Annotated in this window: 17 protein-coding genes; 2 read left to right on the forward strand and 15 right to left on the reverse strand. The window is 39.2% G+C overall.

The window, feature by feature from the left end; all coding sequences use genetic code 11:
• Nucleotides 1-26: 26 nt before the first annotated feature.
• From HDC90_RS04245 to HDC90_RS04290, 10 genes are all read right to left on the reverse strand, one after another.
• On the reverse strand, nucleotides 27-1484 hold the full coding sequence (locus HDC90_RS04245; protein WP_184464196.1) for a Gfo/Idh/MocA family protein: 1458 nt from the start codon (nucleotides 1482-1484) through the stop codon (nucleotides 27-29).
• Between the two features lie 32 nt (nucleotides 1485-1516).
• Nucleotides 1517-1900 carry a c-type cytochrome gene (locus tag HDC90_RS04250; RefSeq protein ID WP_184464198.1) on the reverse strand — a complete coding sequence of 128 codons (384 nt, stop codon included), beginning with the start codon at nucleotides 1898-1900 and terminating at the stop codon, nucleotides 1517-1519.
• A gap of 94 nt (nucleotides 1901-1994) precedes the next feature.
• Nucleotides 1995-3047: a sugar phosphate isomerase/epimerase gene (locus tag HDC90_RS04255; protein WP_184464200.1), complete on the reverse strand. Its 1053-nt coding sequence runs from the start codon at nucleotides 3045-3047 to the stop codon at nucleotides 1995-1997.
• 9 nt (nucleotides 3048-3056) lie between these two features.
• Nucleotides 3057-4214: a Gfo/Idh/MocA family protein gene (locus HDC90_RS04260; protein ID WP_184464202.1), complete on the reverse strand. Its 1158-nt coding sequence runs from the start codon at nucleotides 4212-4214 to the stop codon at nucleotides 3057-3059.
• 243 nt (nucleotides 4215-4457) lie between these two features.
• Nucleotides 4458-6158 (reverse strand): GMC oxidoreductase, encoded by a 1701-nt coding sequence (locus HDC90_RS04265; RefSeq protein WP_184464204.1) that lies wholly within the window; start codon nucleotides 6156-6158, stop codon nucleotides 4458-4460.
• A gap of 25 nt (nucleotides 6159-6183) precedes the next feature.
• On the reverse strand, nucleotides 6184-6768 hold the full coding sequence (locus HDC90_RS04270; protein WP_167296755.1) for a gluconate 2-dehydrogenase subunit 3 family protein: 585 nt from the start codon (nucleotides 6766-6768) through the stop codon (nucleotides 6184-6186).
• A gap of 279 nt (nucleotides 6769-7047) precedes the next feature.
• On the reverse strand, nucleotides 7048-7953 hold the full coding sequence (locus HDC90_RS04275; protein WP_184464206.1) for a TIM barrel protein: 906 nt from the start codon (nucleotides 7951-7953) through the stop codon (nucleotides 7048-7050).
• Between the two features lie 49 nt (nucleotides 7954-8002).
• Nucleotides 8003-10933 carry a TonB-dependent receptor domain-containing protein gene (locus HDC90_RS04280; RefSeq protein ID WP_184464208.1) on the reverse strand — a complete coding sequence of 977 codons (2931 nt, stop codon included), beginning with the start codon at nucleotides 10931-10933 and terminating at the stop codon, nucleotides 8003-8005.
• 194 nt (nucleotides 10934-11127) lie between these two features.
• The gene (locus HDC90_RS04285) at nucleotides 11128-12150 is read right to left on the reverse strand and encodes a FecR family protein (protein WP_184464210.1); all 1023 of its coding nucleotides are present in this window, start codon (nucleotides 12148-12150) and stop codon (nucleotides 11128-11130) included.
• A 106-nt stretch (nucleotides 12151-12256) separates the two neighbouring features.
• Nucleotides 12257-12817: a sigma-70 family RNA polymerase sigma factor gene (locus HDC90_RS04290; RefSeq protein ID WP_184464212.1), complete on the reverse strand. Its 561-nt coding sequence runs from the start codon at nucleotides 12815-12817 to the stop codon at nucleotides 12257-12259.
• Between the two features lie 201 nt (nucleotides 12818-13018).
• Here HDC90_RS04290 and HDC90_RS04295 point away from each other — a divergent pair, with 201 nt between their 5' ends.
• Complete coding sequence (locus HDC90_RS04295; RefSeq protein ID WP_167296750.1) at nucleotides 13019-13963, forward strand: NAD-dependent epimerase/dehydratase family protein; 945 nt, start codon at nucleotides 13019-13021, stop codon at nucleotides 13961-13963.
• 75 nt (nucleotides 13964-14038) lie between these two features.
• Nucleotides 14039-14767 carry a YebC/PmpR family DNA-binding transcriptional regulator gene (locus tag HDC90_RS04300; protein WP_167296749.1) on the forward strand — a complete coding sequence of 243 codons (729 nt, stop codon included), beginning with the start codon at nucleotides 14039-14041 and terminating at the stop codon, nucleotides 14765-14767.
• A 162-nt stretch (nucleotides 14768-14929) separates the two neighbouring features.
• On the opposite strand, the gene HDC90_RS04305 is transcribed toward HDC90_RS04300, so the two are convergent.
• The 5 genes from HDC90_RS04305 to HDC90_RS04325 all read right to left on the reverse strand — a co-directional run bounded on the left by HDC90_RS04305 (nucleotide 14930) and on the right by HDC90_RS04325 (nucleotide 23124).
• Nucleotides 14930-15709, reverse strand: coding sequence for a prolyl oligopeptidase family serine peptidase (locus HDC90_RS04305; RefSeq protein WP_184464215.1), 780 nt, complete (start codon nucleotides 15707-15709; stop codon nucleotides 14930-14932).
• 197 nt (nucleotides 15710-15906) lie between these two features.
• Entirely contained in the window at nucleotides 15907-18195 is a 2289-nt protein-coding gene (gene bglX / locus HDC90_RS04310; protein ID WP_184464218.1) for a beta-glucosidase BglX, read from the reverse strand.
• Between the two features lie 22 nt (nucleotides 18196-18217).
• Nucleotides 18218-19957: a discoidin domain-containing protein gene (locus HDC90_RS04315; RefSeq protein ID WP_184464220.1), complete on the reverse strand. Its 1740-nt coding sequence runs from the start codon at nucleotides 19955-19957 to the stop codon at nucleotides 18218-18220.
• A gap of 29 nt (nucleotides 19958-19986) precedes the next feature.
• Nucleotides 19987-21354, reverse strand: coding sequence for a glucoamylase family protein (locus HDC90_RS04320; RefSeq protein ID WP_184464222.1), 1368 nt, complete (start codon nucleotides 21352-21354; stop codon nucleotides 19987-19989).
• A gap of 15 nt (nucleotides 21355-21369) precedes the next feature.
• On the reverse strand, nucleotides 21370-23124 hold the full coding sequence (locus HDC90_RS04325) for a glucoamylase family protein (protein ID WP_255497480.1): 1755 nt from the start codon (nucleotides 23122-23124) through the stop codon (nucleotides 21370-21372).
• Nucleotides 23125-23154: the final 30 nt, after the last annotated feature.

The raw sequence follows: 23154 nt of genomic DNA on the forward strand, positions 1-23154 counted from the left end.
CCCATCAGGTTTGTAAGTACTTTTTATTAAAGCGTTAAATTGTTCCAGCCTTTACGATATTCGCGTTTTACAAACTGGTTTGCTTCATCAAAATTGGTCACTTTCATATTATCGTTATCCCATAGCATTTTGGTATACCTGCCTGGATAAGTAATTTTATTGTTTACCGTTTTTTGGATATCGAAACTTCTGATTGCCAGGTTAGCCATCAATAAAGCTTCTGTTAATGGACCTGCAATTTCGAAAGGCGAACTCACCTCTTGTTTGCCATAACCAGCAATTGCAGCTTCAACCCACTGCTTGTAGTGGCCGTTTGCGCCATCTGGTACGCGGGCATATTTTGGTGCAACTTTAATGTCTTTGTTTTTACTTAAAGGCAATAATTTTGGATTTGCACTATATGTTTCAGACATCATTTTACCTTTTGTTCCGATAAATAAGGTTCCGTTACCACCATCGCCAAAAGTTTCGTTTGCTTCTAACTCCTCTGGGCGTTCTGGTTGAATACCGCCATCCATCCAATGTAAGGTTACATCACCTTTGGTTTTGTTGGTTTTAGGGAATTTTAAGGTAACATGGCTTGATGGCGGACAGCTTTCAGGGAAGTAACCGCGTTTAAATTCATCTACATAAACAGAACCTACGCTGGCCTCAACTTCTTTGGCGTATTTTAAGTTTAACACACTAAAAGGAGCTTCGATCAAGTGGCAACCCATATCGCCCAAGGCACCGGTTCCGTAATCCCACCAGCCACGCCAGTTAAAAGGAACTAATTTATCTACAAAATCCTTTTCAGGGGCCGTTCCCAACCATAAATTCCAATCTAACTCTTTAGGTATTTCTGCTTTTTTGCTTGGCCAAGGAATACCTTGAGGCCAAACCGGACGGTTGGTCCAGGCATAAACGGTATGTACGTCGCCGATTAAACCAGCTTCGTACCATTCTTTCATTTGCCGTGGGCCGTCATTTGATGCACCTTGATTACCCATTTGCGTAACCACTTTATATTTTTTTGCAGCTGCGGTTAGAATACGCGCTTCATAAATATCGTGTGTTAAAGGCTTTTGAACGTAAACATGTTTGCCCAACTGCATAGCTGCTAAAGCCTGGATGGCATGGTTATGGTCAGGAGTTGAAACAGAAACAGCGTCGAAGTTTTTATGTTCTTTATCCAACATCTCGCGCCAATCTTTATAATATTTTGCTTTAGGGAAAGCTTTTACACTATTGGCTGCACGGCGATCGTCTACATCACACAGAAAAGCAATATCTGCTTTTCCGCTTTTGTAAAACATGTCTAAATCGCTCTGACCTTTTCCGCCAACACCAATGCCGGCAACCAATAGGCGATCGCTTGGTGCTAAATAGCCTGTTCCGCCCAAAACATGGCGCGGAACAATCATAAAGGCAGCGGCAGCGATTGCCGAAGTTTTAATAAAATCACGACGGTTACTCGTGTTTTTATTTTCTTGCTCTGTTTTCATATGTAGTAAATCGATTTGCTAACGGAATTCGATTATTTTTTCTTTAGAGATAAAATATACTTTACCATCAATTTTGCATCGTCTTTTTTTAGCGTAGCATGAGCGCTCATTGGCATGTTGCCCCAAACTCCTGTTCCACCTTTAATAATCTTATCTGCTAACATGTCGATGTTTTTCTCTGTAGCCGGATATTTTTTTGCAATGTCTACGTAAGCAGGACCAATAATTTTGTTGGTCTTATTGTGGCAACCTAAACAATCTGATTTATTGATCAGTTTTTCGCCTGGATTTGATTGAAAAGCTACATGGTTTGTTGTTGTCGTTGCAACCACGGTTTTCTCTTTCGCTAAATCTGCTTTTGAAAACGACGCCATAAAAATGACTACAGCGCCTAAAATTAAAAATGTTTTTTTCATGTGTGTTTATTGTTTTTATTGATATTCAAGCTTTGCATAAGCAGTATTGTTTGTTAGTTGATACTTATGCATGTTTTTGTGTGTCCTGTTATTTTTATAATCCTAATATTCTTTTATTGAAAGCACTATCACTACCTGATGCCGCAAAATCGTCAAATGCTTTATCAGTTACGTTAATGATATTCTTTTTGATAAACGCTGCACCTTCGCGGGCACCATCTTGCTGGTTTTTGATACAACATTCCCATTCCATAACGGCCCAACCTTTAAAATCATACTGCGCCAATTTACTAAAAATGGTTTTAAAATCAACCTGACCATCACCAGGCGAGCGGTAACGACCAGCACGGTTTGCCCAACTCTGGTATCCACCAAAAGTGCCTTGTTTGCCTGTAGGGTTAAATTCTGCATCTTTAACATGGAAAGCTTTTATGCGTTCGTGGTAAAAATCGATGTATTGAATGTAATCCAATTGTTGCAACACAAAGTGAGATGGATCATACAATAAGCATGCCCGAGGATGATTATTTACGGCAGCGAGAAACATTTCGTATGTTTCGCCATCAAATAAATCTTCACCTGGATGTATTTCGTAGCAAACATCAACACCACACTGGTCAAATTCGTTTAAGATGGGGGTCCAGCGTTTTGCCAATTCCGCAAAACCTTCTTCAACTAATCCGGCAGGGCGTTGTGGCCAAGGGTGGAAATACTGCCACAACAACGAACCACTAAAAGTAGCGTGTGCATTTAAACCTAGGTTTTGAGATGCTTTGGCAGCATATTTCATCTGTTGTACAGCCCATTCCGTTCTGGCTTTTGGATTTTTATGTACTTCTTTTGGTGCAAAGGCATCAAACAAGTCGTCGTAAGCAGGATGAACTGCAACTAACTGTCCTTGTAGGTGTGTAGAAAGTTCAGTAATTTCTAAACCGTAAGTTGCAATTTTACCTTTTAATTCATCAGCGTAGGTTTTACTTTCAGCTGCTTGTTTAAGATCAATAAAGCGGGTATCAAGCGTTGGCATCTGGATACCTTTAAATCCTAAATCTGCAGCCCATTTGCAAATATTATCAAGTGAATTAAATGGAGCTTCGTCGCTTATAAATTGGGCTAAAAATACTGCTGGTCCTTTTATCGTTGTCATGCCTGATTATTATATTTTATAATCGAACCATTTTTGATCTGATTGGCTTGAAGCCACTACATTTTCAATAAATGCCATTCCTCTGATTCCATCCGAGGTACCAGGGAAATCGAGCATTTCTGCTGTTGGTTGCTCATTATTTAATTTTGCATTTACGGTAAGTGCAAAGTTTTTATAAATGTTAGCAAATGCCTCTAAATAACCTTCAGGGTGACCACCTGGTGTACGGGTATTGTGTTTTGCAAAGCTACCCATATAGCCATTACCGGTTCTGTAGATCTGGGCAGGTGCATTTAACCATCTTACAATTAGTGTATTTGGTTCCATCTGGTGCCATTCTAAACCACCTTTTTCGCCGTAAACCCTAATTTTTAGTGCGTTTTCTTCGCCGGCAGCAATTTGTGAGGCCACCAATACGCCGTTAGCTCCATTATTGAATTTCAACAGTACGTTACCGTCATCATCAATGGCTCTTCCAGGCACTACAATATTCAAATCAGCACAAATTTTAGTAATTTTTAATCCCGAAATATATTCGGCAAGGTGTGCTGCGTGTGTACCAATATCACCCATACAACCACTTTTTCCGGTTTTAGATGGGTCGGTACGCCAAGCTGCCTGTGCATTGCCTTCGCGCTCAGAAAGTGTACTTAACCAACCTTGTGGATATTCTACCACAATTTTACGGATAGCACCTAATTCACCTTCACTTACCATTTGTTTGGCTTGCTTAACCATCGGGTAGCCCGAGTAAGTGTGTGTTAAACAAAGGGTTAATCCGGTTTCTTGTACTTTAGCCTGTAGCTGTTTAGCTTCTTCTAAGGTTAAAGTCATCGGTTTTTCTATTACCACATTGAAACCTTTATCCAATGCCATCATTGCAGGTGCAAAGTGAGCAAAATTTGGGGTAACAATGGTTACAAAATCAATTCTTTCATCAGCTGGCAATTCACTTTCTTTTGTCAGCATTTCTTCGTAACTGGTATAAATCCTATTGTCAGGAAGAAAAAGGATCTTTCCTGATTCGTAACCAATTTCGGGATTTATACTAAGCGCTCCGGCAGATAATTCGATTAGGCCGTCCATATTGGCAGCCAAACGATGTACGGCACCGATAAAGGCGTCTTTTCCACCGCCTATCATGCCCATTCTTAATTTTCTTTTCATTTTATAAAGGTGTGAGGTTTAAGGTAAAAGGTTTAGGGTGATTTCCCTATGCCTTAAGTCTTCGGCCTCTTGCTCTGTTTTTTATTAGGTTTTGATTTTAATTTTAGTGTTATGGTGTAAGGTTTACGGTAATTTTCCTGTTCCTGCTACCTTAAAAAGGTTCAGGGTAAAGGTTCATGGGTTTCGGGTTATTAAACCTTATATCCTATGCCTTCTACCTCGAACCTTTTACCTTAGACCTTTCTAGATATTCTTTTTCTTTAATTCTTTTACTGCGTAATCTGCAGCGCGTGCAGTTAGTGCCATAAATGTTAATGAAGGGTTTTGGCAAGCAATTGATGGCATGCACGATCCGTCAGTTACAAAAACGTTGTTTACTTCGTGCATCTGGTTCCATTTATTTAACACGGAAGTTTTAGGATCGTTACCCATTCTAGCGGTACCCATTTCGTGGATCGCCATACCTGGATAACAGCCATTATCGTATGTTTGGATATTTTTCATGCCAGCTTTTTCTAACATTTCAGCCGCATCGTTCATCATATCCACACGCATTTTTTTCTCGTTCTCTTTGTATTCGCAATCGATAGCCAATACAGGTTGTCCCCATTTATCTTTTTTATTATGGTCGATATAAACCTTGTTTTCGTAGTAAGGAAGCATTTCTCCGAAGCCACCCAAGCCCATGGTCCATTTGCCTGGTTTGGTCATTTTCTCCTTCAGGTCTGCACCAAATGATAATTCGGCCACATCACTTTGCCAGTTGGCCCTGCTTGCACCGCCCTGATATCCGAATCCACGCAAGTAATCGCGTTTATCGTTACCGATGTTCTGGTACCTTGGTACGTAAATACCATTTGCACGGCGGCCATAAGTATATTTATCGTCAAAACCTTCTGCTTCGCCAGATGCTCCACAACGGAAATGGTGATCCATTAAATTGTGCCCCAACTGGCCACTTCCATTGCCCAGTCCGTTTGGATGTGCTTCTGATGTAGAGTTTAACAAAATGAATGTTGAACCTAGTGTAGAACCATTTACAAAAACAATTTTAGCATAAAATTCCATCGTTTTGTTGGTCTGTGCATCAATAACCATTACGCCTTTAGCTTTTTTGGTATCTTTATCATAAATGATATGATTTACGATAGAATATGGCCTTAACGTTAAACGTTTGGTTGCCATTGCTGCAGGCAGGGTAGAAGATTGTGTACTGAAATATGCACCAAACGGACAGCCACGGCTACATAAATTTCTGTACTGGCAATTACCGCGGCCTTTATGCGGAACAGTAAGATTGGCTGTACGGCCAATCATCATGATCCGTTCTCTCTTATAATACTCTTCAATGCGCGCTTTTACCGATTTTTCTACAATGTTTAAATCCATTGGGGGTAAAAACTCCCCGTCAGGGCAGGTAGGCCAGTTTTCTTTCGAACCGCTGATCCCTGCGAAACGCTCTGCATAATCGTACCACGGTGAAAGTTCTGCATAACGAAGCGGCCAATCACTTCCGTGACCATCTTTTGCATTGTCTTCAAAGTTATGGTCGCTTAAACGGTAACTCTGACGGCCCCACATCAAGGATTTACCACCTACATGGAAACCACGGTACCAATCGAAACGTTTATCTTCAGTATATGGACATTCTAAATCGTTTACCCACCATTTTTCGTTTGCTTCCTGGTAAGGATAATCTCTTTTTTGTACTGGGTGGGTACGTTTTTGCTCTTCGGTAAGTTTACCTGCATGTTTAAAATCCCATGGATTTTTCATAGCATTTTCGTAACCGGTAATGTGCTCGATGTTCATTCCTCTTTCGAGCATTAACACGCGCAAGCCCTTCTCGGTAAGTTCTTTCGCAGCCCAGCCGCCACTAATCCCCGATCCTATAACAATAGCATCGTAAGTATTTTCTGCTTTTAAATTTGTATTTAAATTCATGATGTTTTGTAGTTGTTGTTAGAAATTACGTTGCCCAAGATCTTTGGCCGGGTTTTAAAGGTGCGTTGCCGTCATATCGGCCTGGAATAAGCACATATTCACGTGCTTTGGTGCAACCAATTTCTGAAGAATAATAACCGAGTAGGGTTAAATCTCTTGCGGTAATAAAAAAGTAGGCTAAATCTTTGTTCTCTTCCGATTTGCTCTCTTTTTGGGCAAGTGCAATTGTTCTCAAATCGATCATTAGTTTTTTACGGTCGGCAGGTGTTAAGGTAATGTAGCTTTTTCCGAAATCTTTCATTGATTTAGCCTGAAGATCTTTAAATCCTTGTGCAAATGAGGCTTGCATTGTAGCAGGATAACAATCTTTCATCATCATAGGAATAAACTTTCCTAAGCCTGCAGCTTTGGCTCCAGCAGATGATTTGGTCGTCGGGACAATAATATCAGCGAATTCAGCAAAGATCTTTTCATCTTCGAGTGAATAAAGTACAAAATTCTTTTCGTTTTCCGGGAGCGTAAAACTTTCAAATAAAACGCCCATTGTACTTGCCGAGATTGCTCCTCCCAGCAAAAATGCAACGTTTTTGAGTGCTTCTCTTCTGTGCATTGTCTTTATGATTTTATATATTGGTTACATATGTGTTGAATTAGTAATATTAGAAAAAATATAGCGGAAAGAATAAATTTTTTAAGTTAAATTATTAGTATGCAATGTGATTGTTACCGAGTAGAATTATTCTAAATAGACGGTATTTTACCGCTCTATTGTGGTTTAAAGCATGTTTTTACGTGGATTTTACTTGGTGTAAAAAGTACATTTAGTATAGGTGAACATATTATTTACCAATAAATTTAAAAACACCGATTTTTTTAAGAGAAAATCGGCCTAAAGTAGATTTTTTTTGATGTAATTATAGCTTTCTGTTATACTCTCGTAGGGTGGTTTTTTAATAATGTCTTGCTCTATGAAAATATAATCTACTCCGGCGAGTTTCGACGCTGCAAAAATGCTTTTGAAATGGATCCTTCCAGAACCCACTTCTACAAAAACGGCTTTATCTGTTTTGTCCATATCCTTAACATGGAACATTTTAAAGCGTCCGGGATTTTTCTTGAACATATCAACCGGATTTAAGCCTGCATTCACTGCCCAAAAAATATCGAGTTCAAAACCTACCAGGTTGGTATCGGTTTCGTTGAGCAGGATTTCGTAACCCGTAACACCATTTCCCTGATCTTTAAATTCGAAGTTGTGATTGTGGTAGGCCAATTTTAAACCTGATTTTCGGCAAAGCTCGGCTGCCCGGTTAAATTTTGCGGCCATGTGTTTATAATCATCCAATGTTCCATTGGCTCTGATATCGGTGGGCAAGGCAGGGATAACGAAATATTTCTGTCCAACAGTGGCCGCAGTTTCAATGTGCGATTTTAGCACTTTATCATCACCTGAGGATAAAAACTCCGTTACATTGTAATGGCCGCTGGGAGAGGAGAGACCATTTGCTTTTAACAACGCATTGAAGTCTTTTGCCTCCAAACCCCAAAAGCCTTTTACCTCATATTTGCCCGGATAGCCATAATAGGTTTCTACCTGATTATAACCAATTTTGGCAACCTGCTCAATGGTGGCTTTTACATCTGCCGTTAATTGTTCGCGTAGGGTAAAAAGACCGATTCCGATTTTTGAGACTTTGGCAGATTGGGCTAAAGCTGTTGTAATGATAGATGGACTTAAAAAAGCTGCTGCACCAGCAACGCTTACCTTTTGTAAAAATGATCTTCTTGTTGTCATGATGTTTTTAGAATTAAAAAAACCGGAGCGTAAACTCCGGTTTTATTTGTTAAAATGAATAAGCTAATGATCCCCAGAAGGTACGTTGAAGTAAAGTTCTGCCAATCATTAATTGACCAGGGCTTACTGTTGAGAAATCTCTAAACTGATCTCCACGAACATCACCCTCTGTCAACACTTTTGCATTTAACAAGTTGTCTGCCCAAAATCTTATTGCTATTTTCTTAGTAAAGTTATAACCTGCACCAGCTTTCATTACTACGTAACTTGGTAGTTTATAACTTTCGCTAGGTGAAGTGAAACGGCTGCCAACGTAATTGGCTGCTACATACAGGTTGAAGTTTTTGTAGTCGTAATTGGCACCAAGTTCTGTGTTGAGTACTGGAACACGTTCGGTTCTATTGCCTGTGAAACTGTAAATACGATTGCCAAATTCGGCCGCAACAGCAGCATTTCCACTTGTGTTTGCTTCGTAATCTGTGTATTTAGAATCTTGCAATGTTCCTGTCAAACGTAAGCTTAGTGGTTTGGCAATTTTGTAAGAAACCTCATACTCGGCACTCCAGGTACGTGTAGAACCAAATGCCACCAGTGCCTGTAAGCCCGATGCAACTGTAGGAACATTGATGGTTAATGATGTGTTTTTAATTGCCGAGTAACTGCCGGAGGCAAATATAGCCAGGTTATTTTTAGCATATTTAAAACCAACTTCACCTAAATAAACAGGACGTTTTTTAATGTTTGCCGCATTGTAAGCTGACGCGTTGTAATCGCCAATGTTTGGTGCATTGTAAGCTTTGGTTGCTCTGGCGAAAATACTTGATGTTGCATTTATTTTATAGTTTGCACCTATTGAAGCTGCCCAATTGGTTAAAGTTTCATCATAATGCGTGTAACCTAAAATTGTAGGGGTTGCACTGGCGGTTGTATTAACTGTGCCATCAGCCTTTAATGCATAGTATGGCCGGTCGCCTTTAACATTCTGATTGTCAATCCTTGCTCCAATATCCAAACGCCATTTTTCTGATATTTTAATTTCATCGCCTGCATAAGCAGATAGCGTTCTGGTATCGCCAATGAAAGTGTTTTTTGTTTGAATGGTGCGTTCTGCCGCTGTTGGTGATTGTAATAAAATGCTTGGATGTTCTTTAAATTCGGTAAATGAACGGAAAGCATAACGTAAATCATCTCTGTTATATTGGTGAATGCCCAATCCGATGTTAATGCTATGATCTTTTACTTTTTTTCTTAAATCCAGGTAGTTAATGATCTGAACATCACTGTTAATTTGTCCCTGTGCGTTAGAGGTAATTACATAATCTCCGGCTACAAAAGGCGCTACTGAACCACCGGGGTAGTAATAAGGTGTTGCTGCTGTTCTCGCTACAATGCCTGCAGGGGCTGTATAAGTAGAATTAGTATGTGTATTTTGGTAGCGGAAATTGTTAACAATCTGCCAACCGTTATCGGTTAAGTAGTTGAATTGAAATCCGCCTGAACCCAATTTAGTGTGGATTCCATCTGTTAAACTAAAATTATGGCTCCCGTTGGTAGGATCATTGTAGCTCCAATCGGTTTGAATCGGTGTAATTGATTGCGTTGCCATATTATAATCGCGGTAAGTAGTTGGTTTTCCGGTACCATCGTAAGGATAATAACTCGTTAATAAGAACTGGACCTTATCATTGAGGTATTTGCCATATACCCTGATAAAGCCTTTGTTGTTCTTAAAATTGAAAGTCATGTTTCCTTTAATCTGCCCACCCTGGTTAGCCGGATTGAAGCCCTGATCTACCACGCCATTATCAGTACGGTAAAAGCCACCTATATTATACTTAATCTGATCGTTTATTTTGCCACCGGTGTTGCCATCAAAACGGTATAAACCTTGCGAAAAACCTGTGGTAAACTTAAATTGACCATACTGTTTATCTGCACCAACATAACTGATGTTGTTTACCACAGCGCCTGGTGTATTGGCTTGTACAATTGAAGCATTACCACCTCTAATGGCTTCGATGTTCTGGATGGTTAAATCTGTTTTGTAATATTGATCTACAGAGGGGTTGGTGTTGAAACCTGTTGGCAAAAGCGGTAACCCATCTTCTTGTATGCCTAAGAAAATGTAGCCGCCCTGCTGTGGAAAGCCCCTCACCCAAACGTTACCTGGTCCGTCGCCACCTGTACTTTCTACTGTTAAGCCCGGTATCGCCTTTAATAAATCGGTGCTGTTTAATGGCGCCCTGTTGGTAATATCTTTATTGCTTACGGAGGTTAAAGCCACACTACTTTCTAATTTTTTCTTTGGGTTACCGCCGGTTACCATCACACTTTCCAATTGTAGGTTATCTTCTGATAGGCTGATGCTCAGGTTTTCGTCGGCATTGCCTGGTGATAGATTTACCTCCTTAGAAATAAAACCTACGTATCTTACCACCAGTATTCGGCTATCAACAGTTAGGCCCTTTAAAGCAAAGGCTCCATTTTCGTCGGTTGTGGTTCCTATTGATTTCCCCTTAACAGTAATCGATACACCGGGAATGGCATTGCCTTTACTATCGGTTACTTTTCCGGTAACAATACCCTCGAAGGCTTTGAGTAGTTCGAGGTTGTTATTTGCGGGAATAGAATAGAGCAGAATCTGATCCTTAACTATCCTATATCCCACGTCATAACGTTTTAGCGAATTCTCAAGAAAGTATTTAAGTTTTTGGTTAACCACATTAATAGAAACTTTACGGTTAGAGTTTATTAACTGTGGACTGTAAACAAATTTAACATTGGCTAAGTGTTCTGTTTTTTCAATAATGGTTTTAATATCAGTTTGATCGGCTTTGATCGAAATGGGTATATTCAAAAAATCCTGTGCACCTACATTATTTGCAAATGCAGCACAAGTAAAAATTATTATTGCAAGTATTTGGTAAATCGAGACTCTCATTGCATATATCGCCAGCGAAATAAGTTGATTTTTTTTCATAAATTTGGTTATTGTTCATTAAATGATTGGATTTATTGGACATAGAAATACCATGAATACATTTCTGATGTATTTAACTCGCCGGCAATGCCCCACATTGTCGGCTTTGTTTTTAGAAAAATATTATGGAAAGCGGAGCCGCGCTTACGAGCTGTTAGTGTTGTGGTTCTTCTTCATCATGTTTATATATTTGGTTAGTTTTTATTGGAAACTATAATACTAGTTCCCTGAATATAATATTTGCTTGATATGGTTCCGCAGATCAGGTCGAGTTGCTCATATAGACCTTTTTTGCTTAAATCTCCGGTAAAAGTATAGGCCGCAATCTGCTCATTATCCGATTTTATCTCTATCCCATAAGCTTCAGTTAAAGTCTTGAAAATTTCCTTAACGCTTTCTTCTTTAAAATTGTAGCTCAAACTTGTGGGTATATTATAAGCTTCGGCCAATGGGATGGGTTTGCTTACCAATGTTTTGTTTAATTGGTGATCAGCAAAAATGCCCTTTTGGTTTGGTGTAAGTAAAATTGGTTTAGCCAATTTCTCTTTAGCGAAAGTAAACAGCGCACTTTTCTGATTTTCGGCTACCTGAACTTTACCCGTTCTTACCGCAACCTGGGCTGTAAGTTTATCAGTTGACGATTTTACCCAAAAGCTGGTACCCAAAACCCGAACAACCAATTTTTGATTATATACATAAAACGGGCGCTTAGGATTTTTGCTTACCGAGAAAAATGCATCTCCTTTTAGGTAAACCATTCTTTTGTTAGTTGCAAAAAACTTAGGGTAAATAATGTTTGCCTGTGGTTTAAGTGTTACCGTACTTTCATCACTAAGTGTTATAACCAGACTATTGTTGCTCTCGTTTGTTTTGCTGATTAAGCTTAAACCTTCATTTTCATCAATGAAAGATTGTTCGGCATGGTTGTAACTGGTTAAATATAAACCTGCAATAAAAAATGCAATGATGATAGATGCTGCAATGGCGAATTTTGGCCAAAGCTTTTTGACTCTTAATGTGTTTGTTGGTTTCTGCTCAATGCTATTGATGTTAAACCAGGTCTTCATCCGCATTTCTTCGAGCGCAGTTGATGATAAATCTTTAAAATTCTGGTTATTTAAGTTATGGTACCATTTATCTACCCATAGCCTTTCAGCTTCAGTACAATTTCCGTTTTCGTAACGGCTTAGTAAATCGTAAAATGATTTCTGGTCCATAAAAAAGAATATTTGGTCTTATACTGTACAAGTAACACAACAGGAGCGAACCCCTAAAGCTAGATGCGATAAAAAACGAAATAAATTGTAAATTGCTGATATTCAGTTATAAAAAGATGTAGAAATTTTTGATATATTCTTTTATCCTTTTAATAGATTGGGTGATATGATACTCTACAGCCTTTTCGGAGATATTTAGACCAGCAGAAATATCTTTAGTAGATTGGTGTTGGTACCGGCTAAGCCTGAAAACTTCTTGTGTTTTTTCAGGAAGTGAGTTGATACCTTCTTCAATGATGGAAGATAGATCATGAAGATCGACCAGATTTGCGGTATCCTGATGGTTTTCTGAATAGGTTAGGGTTTGGTACTCCATGTATTTGTTTTGCATCACCAAACTCCTAATGTAGTTGATTACACTTAACTTCAAGGCACCGAATAAATAAGCCTGGAGATTATTGATCTGTGCTTCTTGTCGTTTTTCCCAAAGCGAGATAAAAATATTCTGTACCAGTTCTTCAGCAATTACCTTATCGCCTGTTTTTTTGTAGGCTGCCAATAAAAGTTCGTTACTGTAGGTGAAATATATTTTTTCGTAAGCCTGCTTATCGCCTAATTTTAGGCGTTTAATTAAATCTTCAGATTTTTCAGGCTCAGGGAGAGTCATTTGTTATTTGGTTATACGGTACGCGTGTAGTAAATGTATAAAATTAATGTTGAAGTTTCAGTTGGCAATTTGCAGTTAACCATTAACCAGTTTATTCAATTAACCTATTTTAAACAATTCACCACTATTCTATACACTAAGTATAAATATTTTATCGCCTTTTATCTCATTTTTTTACCTTTGCTCAATCTCAAAAAAAATATGCAAGAAAAAATTGTTGTTTTAGGCTCTAACGGGCAAATTGGTACCGAGTTGGTAACCATGTTACGTAAAATATATGGTGATGATCATGTTGTTGCATGCGATATACGCAGGCCAGATTATGATATCAAAAACTCTGCACCGTTTGAATTTGTGAATGTACTTGATAAGGAAATGATCAATGGCATTTTCCATAAATACAGACCAACACAGGTTTACCTTTTAGCGGCTTTATTATCGGCTACGGGCGAGCAAAATCCAAAGCTAGCCTGGGATTTGAATATGAATGGCTTATTGAATGTTTTAGATTTAGCTTTAGAATACAAAACTGCAAAAGTGTATTGGCCAAGTTCTATCGCAGTATTTGGCCCGAATTCGCCAAAAGATAATACTTCACAATATTGTGTAATGGATCCGAATACCGTTTATGGAATTAGTAAACTGGCAGGTGAGCGTTGGTGCGAATATTATAACCAAAAATACGGATTAGATGTCCGTAGTATCCGGTATCCGGGATTAATCAGCTGGAAAGCTGCACCAGGTGGCGGAACAACAGATTATGCCATCCACATTTTCCACGATGCGTTGAAAAAAGGTAGTTACCAGAGTTTCTTAAATGCAGAAACAGAATTGCCTATGATGTATATGGATGATGCCATCCGTGGAACAATTGAGCTAATGGATGCCCCTGCAGATCAGATTTCAGTGCGCAGCAGCTATAATTTTGCCGGGGTAAGCTTTACGCCAGAGGTTTTAGCGGCCGAGATCAGAAAACATATTCCAGATTTTACACTAACTTACAGCGCGAACGATCCTCGTCAGCAAATTGCAAACAGCTGGCCACGTTCTATTGATGATAACTATGCAGCAAAAGATTGGGGATGGAAACCAGAGTTCGATTTATCGAAACTGACGACTGATATGTTAAATAATTTAAAAAAATAATGTAAAGGTAGAGGGTTTGAAGGTTGAAGGCTTAAGGTCTCACATCTCAAATCTCATATCTCAATACTCCAAAAAATGGGAAGAGCATTCGAATTTAGAAAAGAGAGAAAATTTAAGCGTTGGGCCAAAATGGCGGTTCAGTTTACGCGTATTGGTAAAGATATCGTAATGGCGGTTAAGGAATCAGGACCTCATCCTGAAACCAACTCTCGTTTACGTACGGCTATGCAAAATGCGAAAGCCGTAAACATGCCAAAAGATAGGGTGGAGGCAGCAATTAAACGTGCATCTGATAAATCTTTGGCTAACTATGAAGAAATTGTATACGAAGGTTATGCACCGCACGGCGTAGCCGTTTTAATTGAAACAGCTACTGATAATACCAACCGTACCGTAGCAAACGTTCGTAGTTATTTTAATAAAACGAATGGAACTTTAGGAAAAACCGGATCGTTGGATTTTGTTTTTAACCGCAAATCTATTTTCCGTTTCGTACCTGCAGAAGGTTTAGATCTGGAAGAATTAGAGTTCGAACTAATTGATGCGGGCCTAGAAGAACTTTATGTTGAGGCTGATGAAGAAGGAAATGATATTGCGGTAGCACAGGGTGCATTCGAAAACTTTGGTTCTTTGCAAAAAGCTTTAGAAGAAAAAGGCATCGAGTTAAAAAGCTCTAAATTGGAGCGTATTGCTTTATCTCACCACGAGGTTACAGAAGAGCAGGCTGCTGATGTATTAAAATTGATCGATAAGTTGGAGGAAGATGATGATGTGCAGGCGGTTTACCATAATATGGCTGAGTAATAGTAAATTGATATTTATAGAAAAAGGCTTGGGGATCTTCCTCAAGCCTTTTTTTTGCACTTCATCGTCAATGCTGAACTTGTTTCAGCATCAATGCTAAGAAAGACCCTGAAATAAAAGGGTGACGATAGCGAGAAACCTGCGAGGTTTGATTGATGTCTATTATTTCTTATGTGAAAACAACCAGCTCAACAACTCCGGTTCGGCAAAGGCATTGTCCCAGCTATTGTGGTTGGCATTTGGATACAGGGTGAATTTCACTTCATCGCCAACGGTTTTTAGTCGCTCGGCAATGGCAATCGAAAATGCAGGGTCTACGATATCATCTTTTGCACCATGAAAGATCCAAAGTGGTATTTTTTGATATTTTTTAATGTTGTTGGTATTATCTCCACCACAAATAGCAATAGCTGCGGCAAATTTACGCCGTTCCCTTCTTAACAATTCGTAAGTACCCATTGCTCCCATAGACAAACCGCCTACGTATACTTGATCTTGGTTTATATAAGGTTTATTAAGGAAATTTCTAACCATTCCTTGTAGCGCATGCATAATTTTAGTTGGTTTTCCACCTTCTACAAAAGTGATTTTCCTTTTACCTTTGGCATCTTTCTCAAAATTGGCATTTGCCCAAAAATCGTTAGGTGGGCACTGAGGGAAAACCACAATAGCAGGGAAATTTTTACGCACATCGTTCTTTAAAAACAGTTTTCCTCCGTGCAATAATTGATTGCCATTATCGATACCCCTTTCTCCAACACCATGCAGAAAAATTACGAGTGGATATTTTTGGTCGGGATTAAAATTCTCTGGAAACAGGATTCTATAATAAATAGAGTCTTTTCCTTTGATATAACTTCCCTTGTCGTATTTTTTTAAGTCTTGAGCGTTTAAAAAGAGTACAGAAAAAAGAATGCAGGTAGTTAAAATAATCTTTTTCATCTGTTTAATTATTAATTGGTTACGTGTTGTTTTCAGCAGGATTAATGAGTGCTTAAGCTCGATTTATTTTTAATGGTAATGAAACTGTTATGAATAGTTATTTTTATTTAATAAATCATAACGGTTTCATTCAACAAAAATAGAAAACCCTGGCTACTTTACAATAGCTCAGGGTTTATAAACAAACCAAATTGTCTTTATCTTAACGTAAAAGATGCTTCTTTTACATCGCGTGAATTTGTACCAATAAATACTTTGAAATCGCCGGGTTCTGCAACAAATTTTAGATCAGAATTGTAAAATTTCAGGTCGTTTTCGGAAATATTGAAAATAACGGTTTTACTTTCTCCAGCTTTTAAATTAATTTTTTGAAAACCCTTTAGCTCCTTTACCGGGCGGGTAATGCTACCCACAAGGTCTTGAATATATAATTGAATAACCTCTTTACCCTCATATTTGCCTGTATTGCTTAATGTAACCGATGCAGTGATCGATTTCCCTTTGGTTAATGTATTTGCGCTCAGTTTAACATCACTGTAATTAAATGAGGTATAGCTTAAACCAAAGCCGAATGGATATAATGGATCGTTGCTTACGTCTAAATAGTTAGAACGGAATTTTTCGAACCATTTGCCTTCAGCCAATGGACGACCGGTATTTTTATGTGCATAATACAATGGCACCTGACCAACATTTTGAGGAAAGGTTGCACTTAATTTGCCTGAAGGATTCACATCGCCAAAAAGGACATCGGCAATGGCATTTCCTGCTTCGCTGCCTGGAAACCATACATTTAAAATAGCCGGAATGTTCTCTTGTTCCCAATTCAATGCCAATGGGCGGCCTGTAAAGAGCACCAATACTACTGGTTTACCAGTTTTGGCCAAAGCTTTTAATAAATTTTTCTGTGTTTCCGGTATCTGTATATCCGTAACACTGCTACTTTCACCTGTAAATTCGGAGCCTTCGCCAATAGTAGCCACAATTACATCCGATTTTTTCGCTACTTCTAAAGCTTCTTTGATCATTTCGGCTTCTGTACGTGGATCGCGTTTGTAAGTAGGGTTATGGATATTTACATATCTGTGCTCCATGGTAGAATCGGACAGGAAGTTGGCACCACGTGCAGTTAATATTTTGGCATTATTGCCCAAAGCATTTTTTAAACCTTGAAGCACGGTTACCGATTGATCAAAAAGGGCAGCGACACTCCAGGTACCATACATATTTGCGGTATTATCGGCTAATGGACCAATTAAACCAATGGTGCCTGATTTTTTTAACGGAAGGATATTGTTATTGTTTTTTAACAATACAAAGCTTTCGCCAGCAATTTCACGCGCCACTTGGCGATTAGCCGGACTAAAAACCTCTTTTTCTGCTCTTTCTGCGTTACAGAATTTATAAGGATCTGTAAATAAACCGAGTTTGTATTTTGCCTGAAGTACCAATCTGCATGCTCTATCGATCTGAGCGATTCCTACTTTTTTCTCAGCTAATGATTTTTTTAGCGTTCCTAAAAAGCCTTCACCAACCATGTCCATATCAATACCTGCATTTAAGGCAAGTGCTGAAACGGTCTGTAAATCGCCCATACCATGTGCAATCATTTCGGGAATACCCGTATAATCGGTTACCACAAAGCCTTTAAAACCCCATTGATTGCGTAAAACATCTGTCATTAACCATTTGTTCCCCGTTGCAGGAATGCCATCAACTTCGTTAAAAGATGCCATTATGCTGGCTGCCCCTGCATCAATAGCTGCTTTATAAGGTGGGAAATATTCGTTGTACATGCGTACTTTGCTCATATCGGTGGTATTGTAATCTCTACCAGCTTCGGCAGCACCATAAAGTGCATAGTGCTTTACACAGGCTAAAATCTCATTATTAGCCTGAAGTTTACCCTGATAACCTTTTACCATGGCGGCAGCAATCTGCGAGCCTAAATAAGCATCTTCTCCACTGCCTTCTGAGATACGTCCCCAGCGTGGATCTCTCGAAATATCAACCATAGGAGAAAAGGTCCAGTTAATACCGCTCGCACTGGCTTCTATGGCTGCTACACGGGCCGATTTTTGTACAGTTGCCATATCCCAGATACAGCTTATACCCAAAGGAATCGGGAAAACGGTATTGTAGCCATGTATAACGTCCATTCCGAAAAGCAAAGGAATTTTCATGCGACTGTTTTCTACCGCTATTTTTTGAACAGCTTTGATCTTATCTACACCTTTGATGTTGAATAAACCACCAACCTGTCCTTCTTTTATTTTTTTAGAAATGTCACTGCTGTTGGCCTGTCCGGTGGTGATATCGCCAGAACTAGGCAGGTTCAGCTGGCCAATTTTTTCGTCAACGGTCATTTTCGCCATCAAGTTGCTGATGAAGGTGTTCATCTTCGCTTCTTCTGTCTTTTTGGTTTGTGCCGATCCGTTCAGCACAAACAGGGTTAAAAAAACAACCAGGATATTCGCTCTATTCATTATATGTGTGTTTTATTCTTTATTAATCAACTTTCTTTACTTCGGTTTTTGCTGATACACCATTCTCATTTATTGCTTCTATAGCAAAATAATATGCTTTTTGGCTGTCCATTGCTTTAAACCAGTATTCGTTAAAATCGTGGATCATAATGCAGTTGTACAGTTTATCTGGTGCAGTACCGTAATAAAGGTTGTAGGCAAAGGCATTATCAACAGGCTCCCATTTAATGTAGGCGCTGCGTTTGTCTTTTTCAGTCCTTAATACGATCAGATTTTTAACTTTCGTGGGTTTTTCACCATTGCCATTTCCAAAAACGCGTAAACCGCTAATGGCAAATTTCCCTGTAGGCATGTGTATATTCACCATTTTGATGAACCTGGTTTTTACAGGTTTTTGAAGTTCGATATAGTCATGCGGAACATCGGTTTTGTTCTGACTTTTATCAACAAGGGTTGTCCATTTTTTCCCATCTATTGAGGAAAGGATTTTATATTGGTGATAAATTCCGATCTGTTTTCCTAAAAATTCAGCATCCTGATCGGCATAATTGATCTGTATGGCGTTTACGGTTACCAAACTGCCCAAATCGGTCTGGATCCACTCGCCATTATTGGCGGTTTTGGCACTCCAGTAGGTTTTTATACTTTCATCAACGGCGTTGTTGGCATTAAAGCCTCCTAAAGTAGACGAAACGGTTACAGGCTTTTTATAATTGATGAGCATCCAGCCTGGGCCTGCCGGACCGTCCTCTTTTCTTTCTGATGGCAAATAAAGCGGGTAATCGCCAAAAGCCGTATTGGTCCACATCACGTCGTCTTTATCAAAACCAGTTGGCCAAATGCCCATTCTGCGCTCCCAGGTGTTTTTTACACAGATAATGCTGGTAGAGATGTGCCAGTAATTTTTGCTATTATCCTGGAAGGTTGCCCCATGACCAGCACCACGTGAAAATCCTCCGCCTTTATAACTCAAAGGGTCCGATTGGGGAATTGTAGGCGTATCGTAAAACAAAGGCTTGGTCCCAACTACTACGCCATCAGAATAGCCACTAAATTCGGTTCCCGGTGCGCCGTATTGAAAGTAATATTTGCCATTATGCTTGGTCATCCAGGCACCTTCGGCAAAAGGATCAAGGAAAGTATCGTCCATATATTCACCAAAACGCTGCCAGCCATACCTCCAGCTTTGGAGCAGGTACATTGGTGTACGGGTACCTTTCGGTTGAAAAGTTTTGCGGTCTAATTCTACACCATACATCGGATAGTTGTTGCTGCTTCCATTATACATGTAAAATTTGCCATCATCGTCGGTAAAAAATGCAGGATCCCATCCACCTATTTCTAGTGAATCGACCAATGGAAACCATTTATTGCCTTTGGGGTCGGTACTTCCCCATAAGGTGAAGTTTTTAGTGTAAGTGCTACCAAAAACCACCATGGTATCGCCAATAATGCCAACGCCCGGTGCACAGAGTTCGTCTTTGGTTTTGTTCCATGGACGGAGAAATTTTCTTTCGTGGAATTTCCAGTTCAGCATATCGGCGCTATGCCAGTAACCCCATTGGTTGGTGCTGAAAAGGTAAAAATCGCCTTTATAATTTACGATTACCGGATCGGCTGTAGCGCGGTGTTTGCCCCATTCGGTAAAAGATTCGAAAGGGGTATATCCATAATCCACATTAATCGGGTTGCAATAGGTTTTTTGCTGCGCCTGCAATCCAATAGTTAGGCTGATTAATATGATGAATAGAATATGCTTCATTTTGATATGCTGGAATTTTAATTATCGATTTATTTCTTCAACGTCGGACTTTCAAACCCAAGTTTGGTTAAACCTTGTTTTACATCAACATTATTCATAAATAATTTCCAAAGCAATCCCGATCGGTAATTCTCGATCATAACTACCATAGGTCCTTGGTCGATCCCCAAATATCTTTTTGGATACCAGTTATCGGTTTCTGAAAAAGCATCATAAAAGCCATACTTGCCCCATACTTTTGTGCCTAAATTTTCATAAAGGTGTCTGATTACTTTCATCGATTCTTTTGGCGTATATGGGATAGATGATATGGCAGCAGTAGGGGAAATTACGCCAAAATCTTCCTGAAGGCTATGAGCGGCATAACCCTTTACTGAATAACTTGCGGTTAAGCCCCAGTTATTTTCTCCATAACCTTTAAATTTTTTTGGATTGGCCACGCAATAATCGTGTATGGCCAAAGTTTGATTAACATTGTTCTGCCAATAATCGGCATAACGGTCTTTTAATCCTTTGGGATTTAAACCTAAATATGAGTAATGCGCCCAGAATAATGGACCCACAGAATTTTTCGCACCTTGATAATCCAAGGGAATGTGATGCCCATATAGATCGAAATTTGCCTTAATTGCACCACCTCTTGCCCAACCTTGGTGATAAACCTCGGCCGGTATCGTATGGGTAGGAGAGGAAGCTGCCATTACGTACATAATTAAACATTCGTTATAGCCTTTTACCGGGAAGTTCATTTCCCAGCTGTACTCTGGCGACCAATGCCAGTACAATACATTTTGTCCGTTACGGTACCAGTTAAAATCAATTCCTTTCCAAAGCTCATCGGCCTTTTTTGCTAATGCTTTTTCAGGTTCGGTACCATTTTTATAATACTCGTTAATGCAGATTAAAGCTTGCGCAACGAAAGAAGTTTCAACTAAATCACCTCCATTGTCTTTTCGTCCAAATGGGCGCACTTTTCCTGTTTCGCCGTTTATCCAATGCGGCCAGGCGCCATGAAAACGATCGGCTTTAGATAGGAAATCCAATATTTTATTTAACCTTTCCAATCCATCTTTTTTGGTTACATAACCTCTATCTATCCCGCTTAAAATGGCCATTAAACCGAAACCTGTAGCGCCTGTAGCCACAGTGTTTTTATCATTTTCTGGATATACATTATCTACGTGGAAACGTTCTCTACCTGCGCCAGATGTTGGTTCGGCGCCATCCCAAAAGTATTGAAAGGTTTGTTTTTGAACCAGATCTAACAGCTCGATATCGGAAAGGTTTTTTTTAATAGTGAGGTTGGGATTATATGTTTGTTTTTCACGCTGTGCACACGATGATAATGTGAAAAAGATAAATAATACTAAAAGGAAGTTGCGGAATATAATTTTCATTGGTGAGTTATAATATTAAAGATTAGGACTATTAAACCCTAGGTTTTTCATGCCTGCTTTTACTTCAGGTGCTGACATAAATAGGTTCCAGATTAATTTGGTTCTATAATTTTCGATCATGACTATGATTGGTCCTTGATCTATTGCTAATGTAGAAGAGGCAAACCATTGATCTTTTAAAGAAAATGCATCGTAAAATCCATATTCTCCCCAGGTTTTGTTCCCCAATTTATAGTAAAAATATTTTAGCGCCTGCATCGATTCTGTTGGCGTATAAGGAAAAGATGATAAGGCCGCGGTAGGCGCAATTACACCCACATCATTACCTGGTGCACTAGCGGTATATCCGTTTGGAATATCGCTTGCGGTTAAGCCCCAGCAGCTCTCGCTATAGCCATAGTTATTAAGTGGATTAGCTTTGCAGTAGTTATAATTAATTAAAGTATGCGCTTTGGTCTGCGTTTCGTAATTGGCATAGGTATCACTTAAACCTGTTGGATTAATACCTAAGAAAGAATAATGTGAAAAAAATAAAGGGCCGCCGTTAGCTGTACCCAAAGGAAGCTGTACACCATAATAAGTATTACCATTTTTCATTGCTCCATTTTGTGCCCAACCATTATCATAAACGGTTTTTGGAATAGAGAAAGTAGGGGAAGCAGCAGCCATAACATAAGTTATGAGGCATTCGTTCCACCCTTTAATCGGCAGATTCATATCCCAATTATAATTTGGGCTCCAATGCCAATATAGTGTATTGCTATTGTCCTTTCTGTACCAATTCCACTCTACGCCACTGTAAATTGCATTAATATCGGCTCTTAATGCTGTTTCTGCAGCATCGGTTCCATTAAAATATTGCCTGGCAGTAATTAAACCTGCCATTAAAAAGGAAGTTTCAACCAGGTCGCCGCCATTGTCTTTTGTACTGAAGGGGATTACTTTTCCGGTATTTCCATCCAACCAGTGTGGGTAAGCACCATGAAAACGATCGGCTGTTTTTAAAAAAGCTACTATTTTTTGCATCCGGGTTAATCCGTCGGCTCTGCTGATAAAATTACGATTAACACCAGTTATCATAGCCATAATGCCAAAGCCCGAGCCTCCTGAGGTAACAATATTACCTGATGTATTTCTTTCTCTTGCCAGACCACTTGTAGGATGACCGAAATCCCAGAAGTATTTAAATGTTTCTTTTTGAACTAAGGTTAATAGTTCATCATCACCGATACGGGCAAATTTATCAGCATCATCTATAGCAGTAATCAGATTTACCACAATGGCCGATTGCAGTTTGTTTCCTGCTTTTGATAATAGGCCTGTATTAATATTTAAGATATATTTTGTAATAGGTTGCAAAGCCGAAGGGCTAATTACAACGGTATTGTCGTTGTTTTCTAATTTGGAGGTAAATGCAGCCGGATTTCCAGAGGCATCTGTAAAGGTAATATTTTCGCCAACAGAAGATAGATTGATAGGCGAAGAGAACGTAATTTTAACAATAGGCGTGTTGTTTAGTCCATAATAGGTAAAGCCATTGTAAGTGCCGTTTACTTTTAAATCGGCAAAAGCATAAGTTGGTAGAGTGGTACCGGTTTCTTGAATAGGATTTTCAGTGCCTTTTTTACATGAGAAAAGCGTTGCGATAATTGCTAAATAAAGAATCCAGTTTTTAAGCATGAGAAAAGTGAAATAATAGGGCTGTTCGACCTTTTCGAACAGCCCCTTTTTTATTCGGGTACCTAATGGAGGGATTTTTCCTATCGCCAATTCTCAAATATTAATTCTCGCTTTGGATAA

Origin of the sequence: Pedobacter sp. AK013, from assembly GCF_014205835.1 — a bacterium.
Classification (GTDB): domain Bacteria; phylum Bacteroidota; class Bacteroidia; order Sphingobacteriales; family Sphingobacteriaceae; genus Pedobacter.

Excerpts from the sequence above, each read along its gene's own strand:
- HDC90_RS04280 (WP_184464208.1), bottom strand. The coding sequence starts at position 10,933 with ATGAAAAAAAATCAACTTATTTCGCTGGCGATATATGCAATGAGAGTC.
- HDC90_RS04245 (WP_184464196.1), bottom strand. The coding sequence starts at position 1,484 with ATGAAAACAGAGCAAGAAAATAAAAACACGAGTAACCGTCGTGATTTT.
- HDC90_RS04265 (WP_184464204.1), bottom strand. The coding sequence starts at position 6,158 with ATGAATTTAAATACAAATTTAAAAGCAGAAAATACTTACGATGCTATT.
- bglX (WP_184464218.1), bottom strand. The coding sequence starts at position 18,195 with ATGAATAGAGCGAATATCCTGGTTGTTTTTTTAACCCTGTTTGTGCTG.
- HDC90_RS04295 (WP_167296750.1), top strand. The coding sequence starts at position 13,019 with ATGCAAGAAAAAATTGTTGTTTTAGGCTCTAACGGGCAAATTGGTACC.
- HDC90_RS04315 (WP_184464220.1), bottom strand. The coding sequence starts at position 19,957 with ATGAAGCATATTCTATTCATCATATTAATCAGCCTAACTATTGGATTG.
- HDC90_RS04260 (WP_184464202.1), bottom strand. The coding sequence starts at position 4,214 with ATGAAAAGAAAATTAAGAATGGGCATGATAGGCGGTGGAAAAGACGCC.
- HDC90_RS04270 (WP_167296755.1), bottom strand. The coding sequence starts at position 6,768 with ATGCACAGAAGAGAAGCACTCAAAAACGTTGCATTTTTGCTGGGAGGA.
- HDC90_RS04300 (WP_167296749.1), top strand. The coding sequence starts at position 14,039 with ATGGGAAGAGCATTCGAATTTAGAAAAGAGAGAAAATTTAAGCGTTGG.
- HDC90_RS04320 (WP_184464222.1), bottom strand. The coding sequence starts at position 21,354 with ATGAAAATTATATTCCGCAACTTCCTTTTAGTATTATTTATCTTTTTC.
- HDC90_RS04250 (WP_184464198.1), bottom strand. The coding sequence starts at position 1,900 with ATGAAAAAAACATTTTTAATTTTAGGCGCTGTAGTCATTTTTATGGCG.
- HDC90_RS04290 (WP_184464212.1), bottom strand. The coding sequence starts at position 12,817 with ATGACTCTCCCTGAGCCTGAAAAATCTGAAGATTTAATTAAACGCCTA.
- HDC90_RS04255 (WP_184464200.1), bottom strand. The coding sequence starts at position 3,047 with ATGACAACGATAAAAGGACCAGCAGTATTTTTAGCCCAATTTATAAGC.
- HDC90_RS04275 (WP_184464206.1), bottom strand. The coding sequence starts at position 7,953 with ATGACAACAAGAAGATCATTTTTACAAAAGGTAAGCGTTGCTGGTGCA.
- HDC90_RS04285 (WP_184464210.1), bottom strand. The coding sequence starts at position 12,150 with ATGGACCAGAAATCATTTTACGATTTACTAAGCCGTTACGAAAACGGA.
- HDC90_RS04305 (WP_184464215.1), bottom strand. The coding sequence starts at position 15,709 with ATGAAAAAGATTATTTTAACTACCTGCATTCTTTTTTCTGTACTCTTT.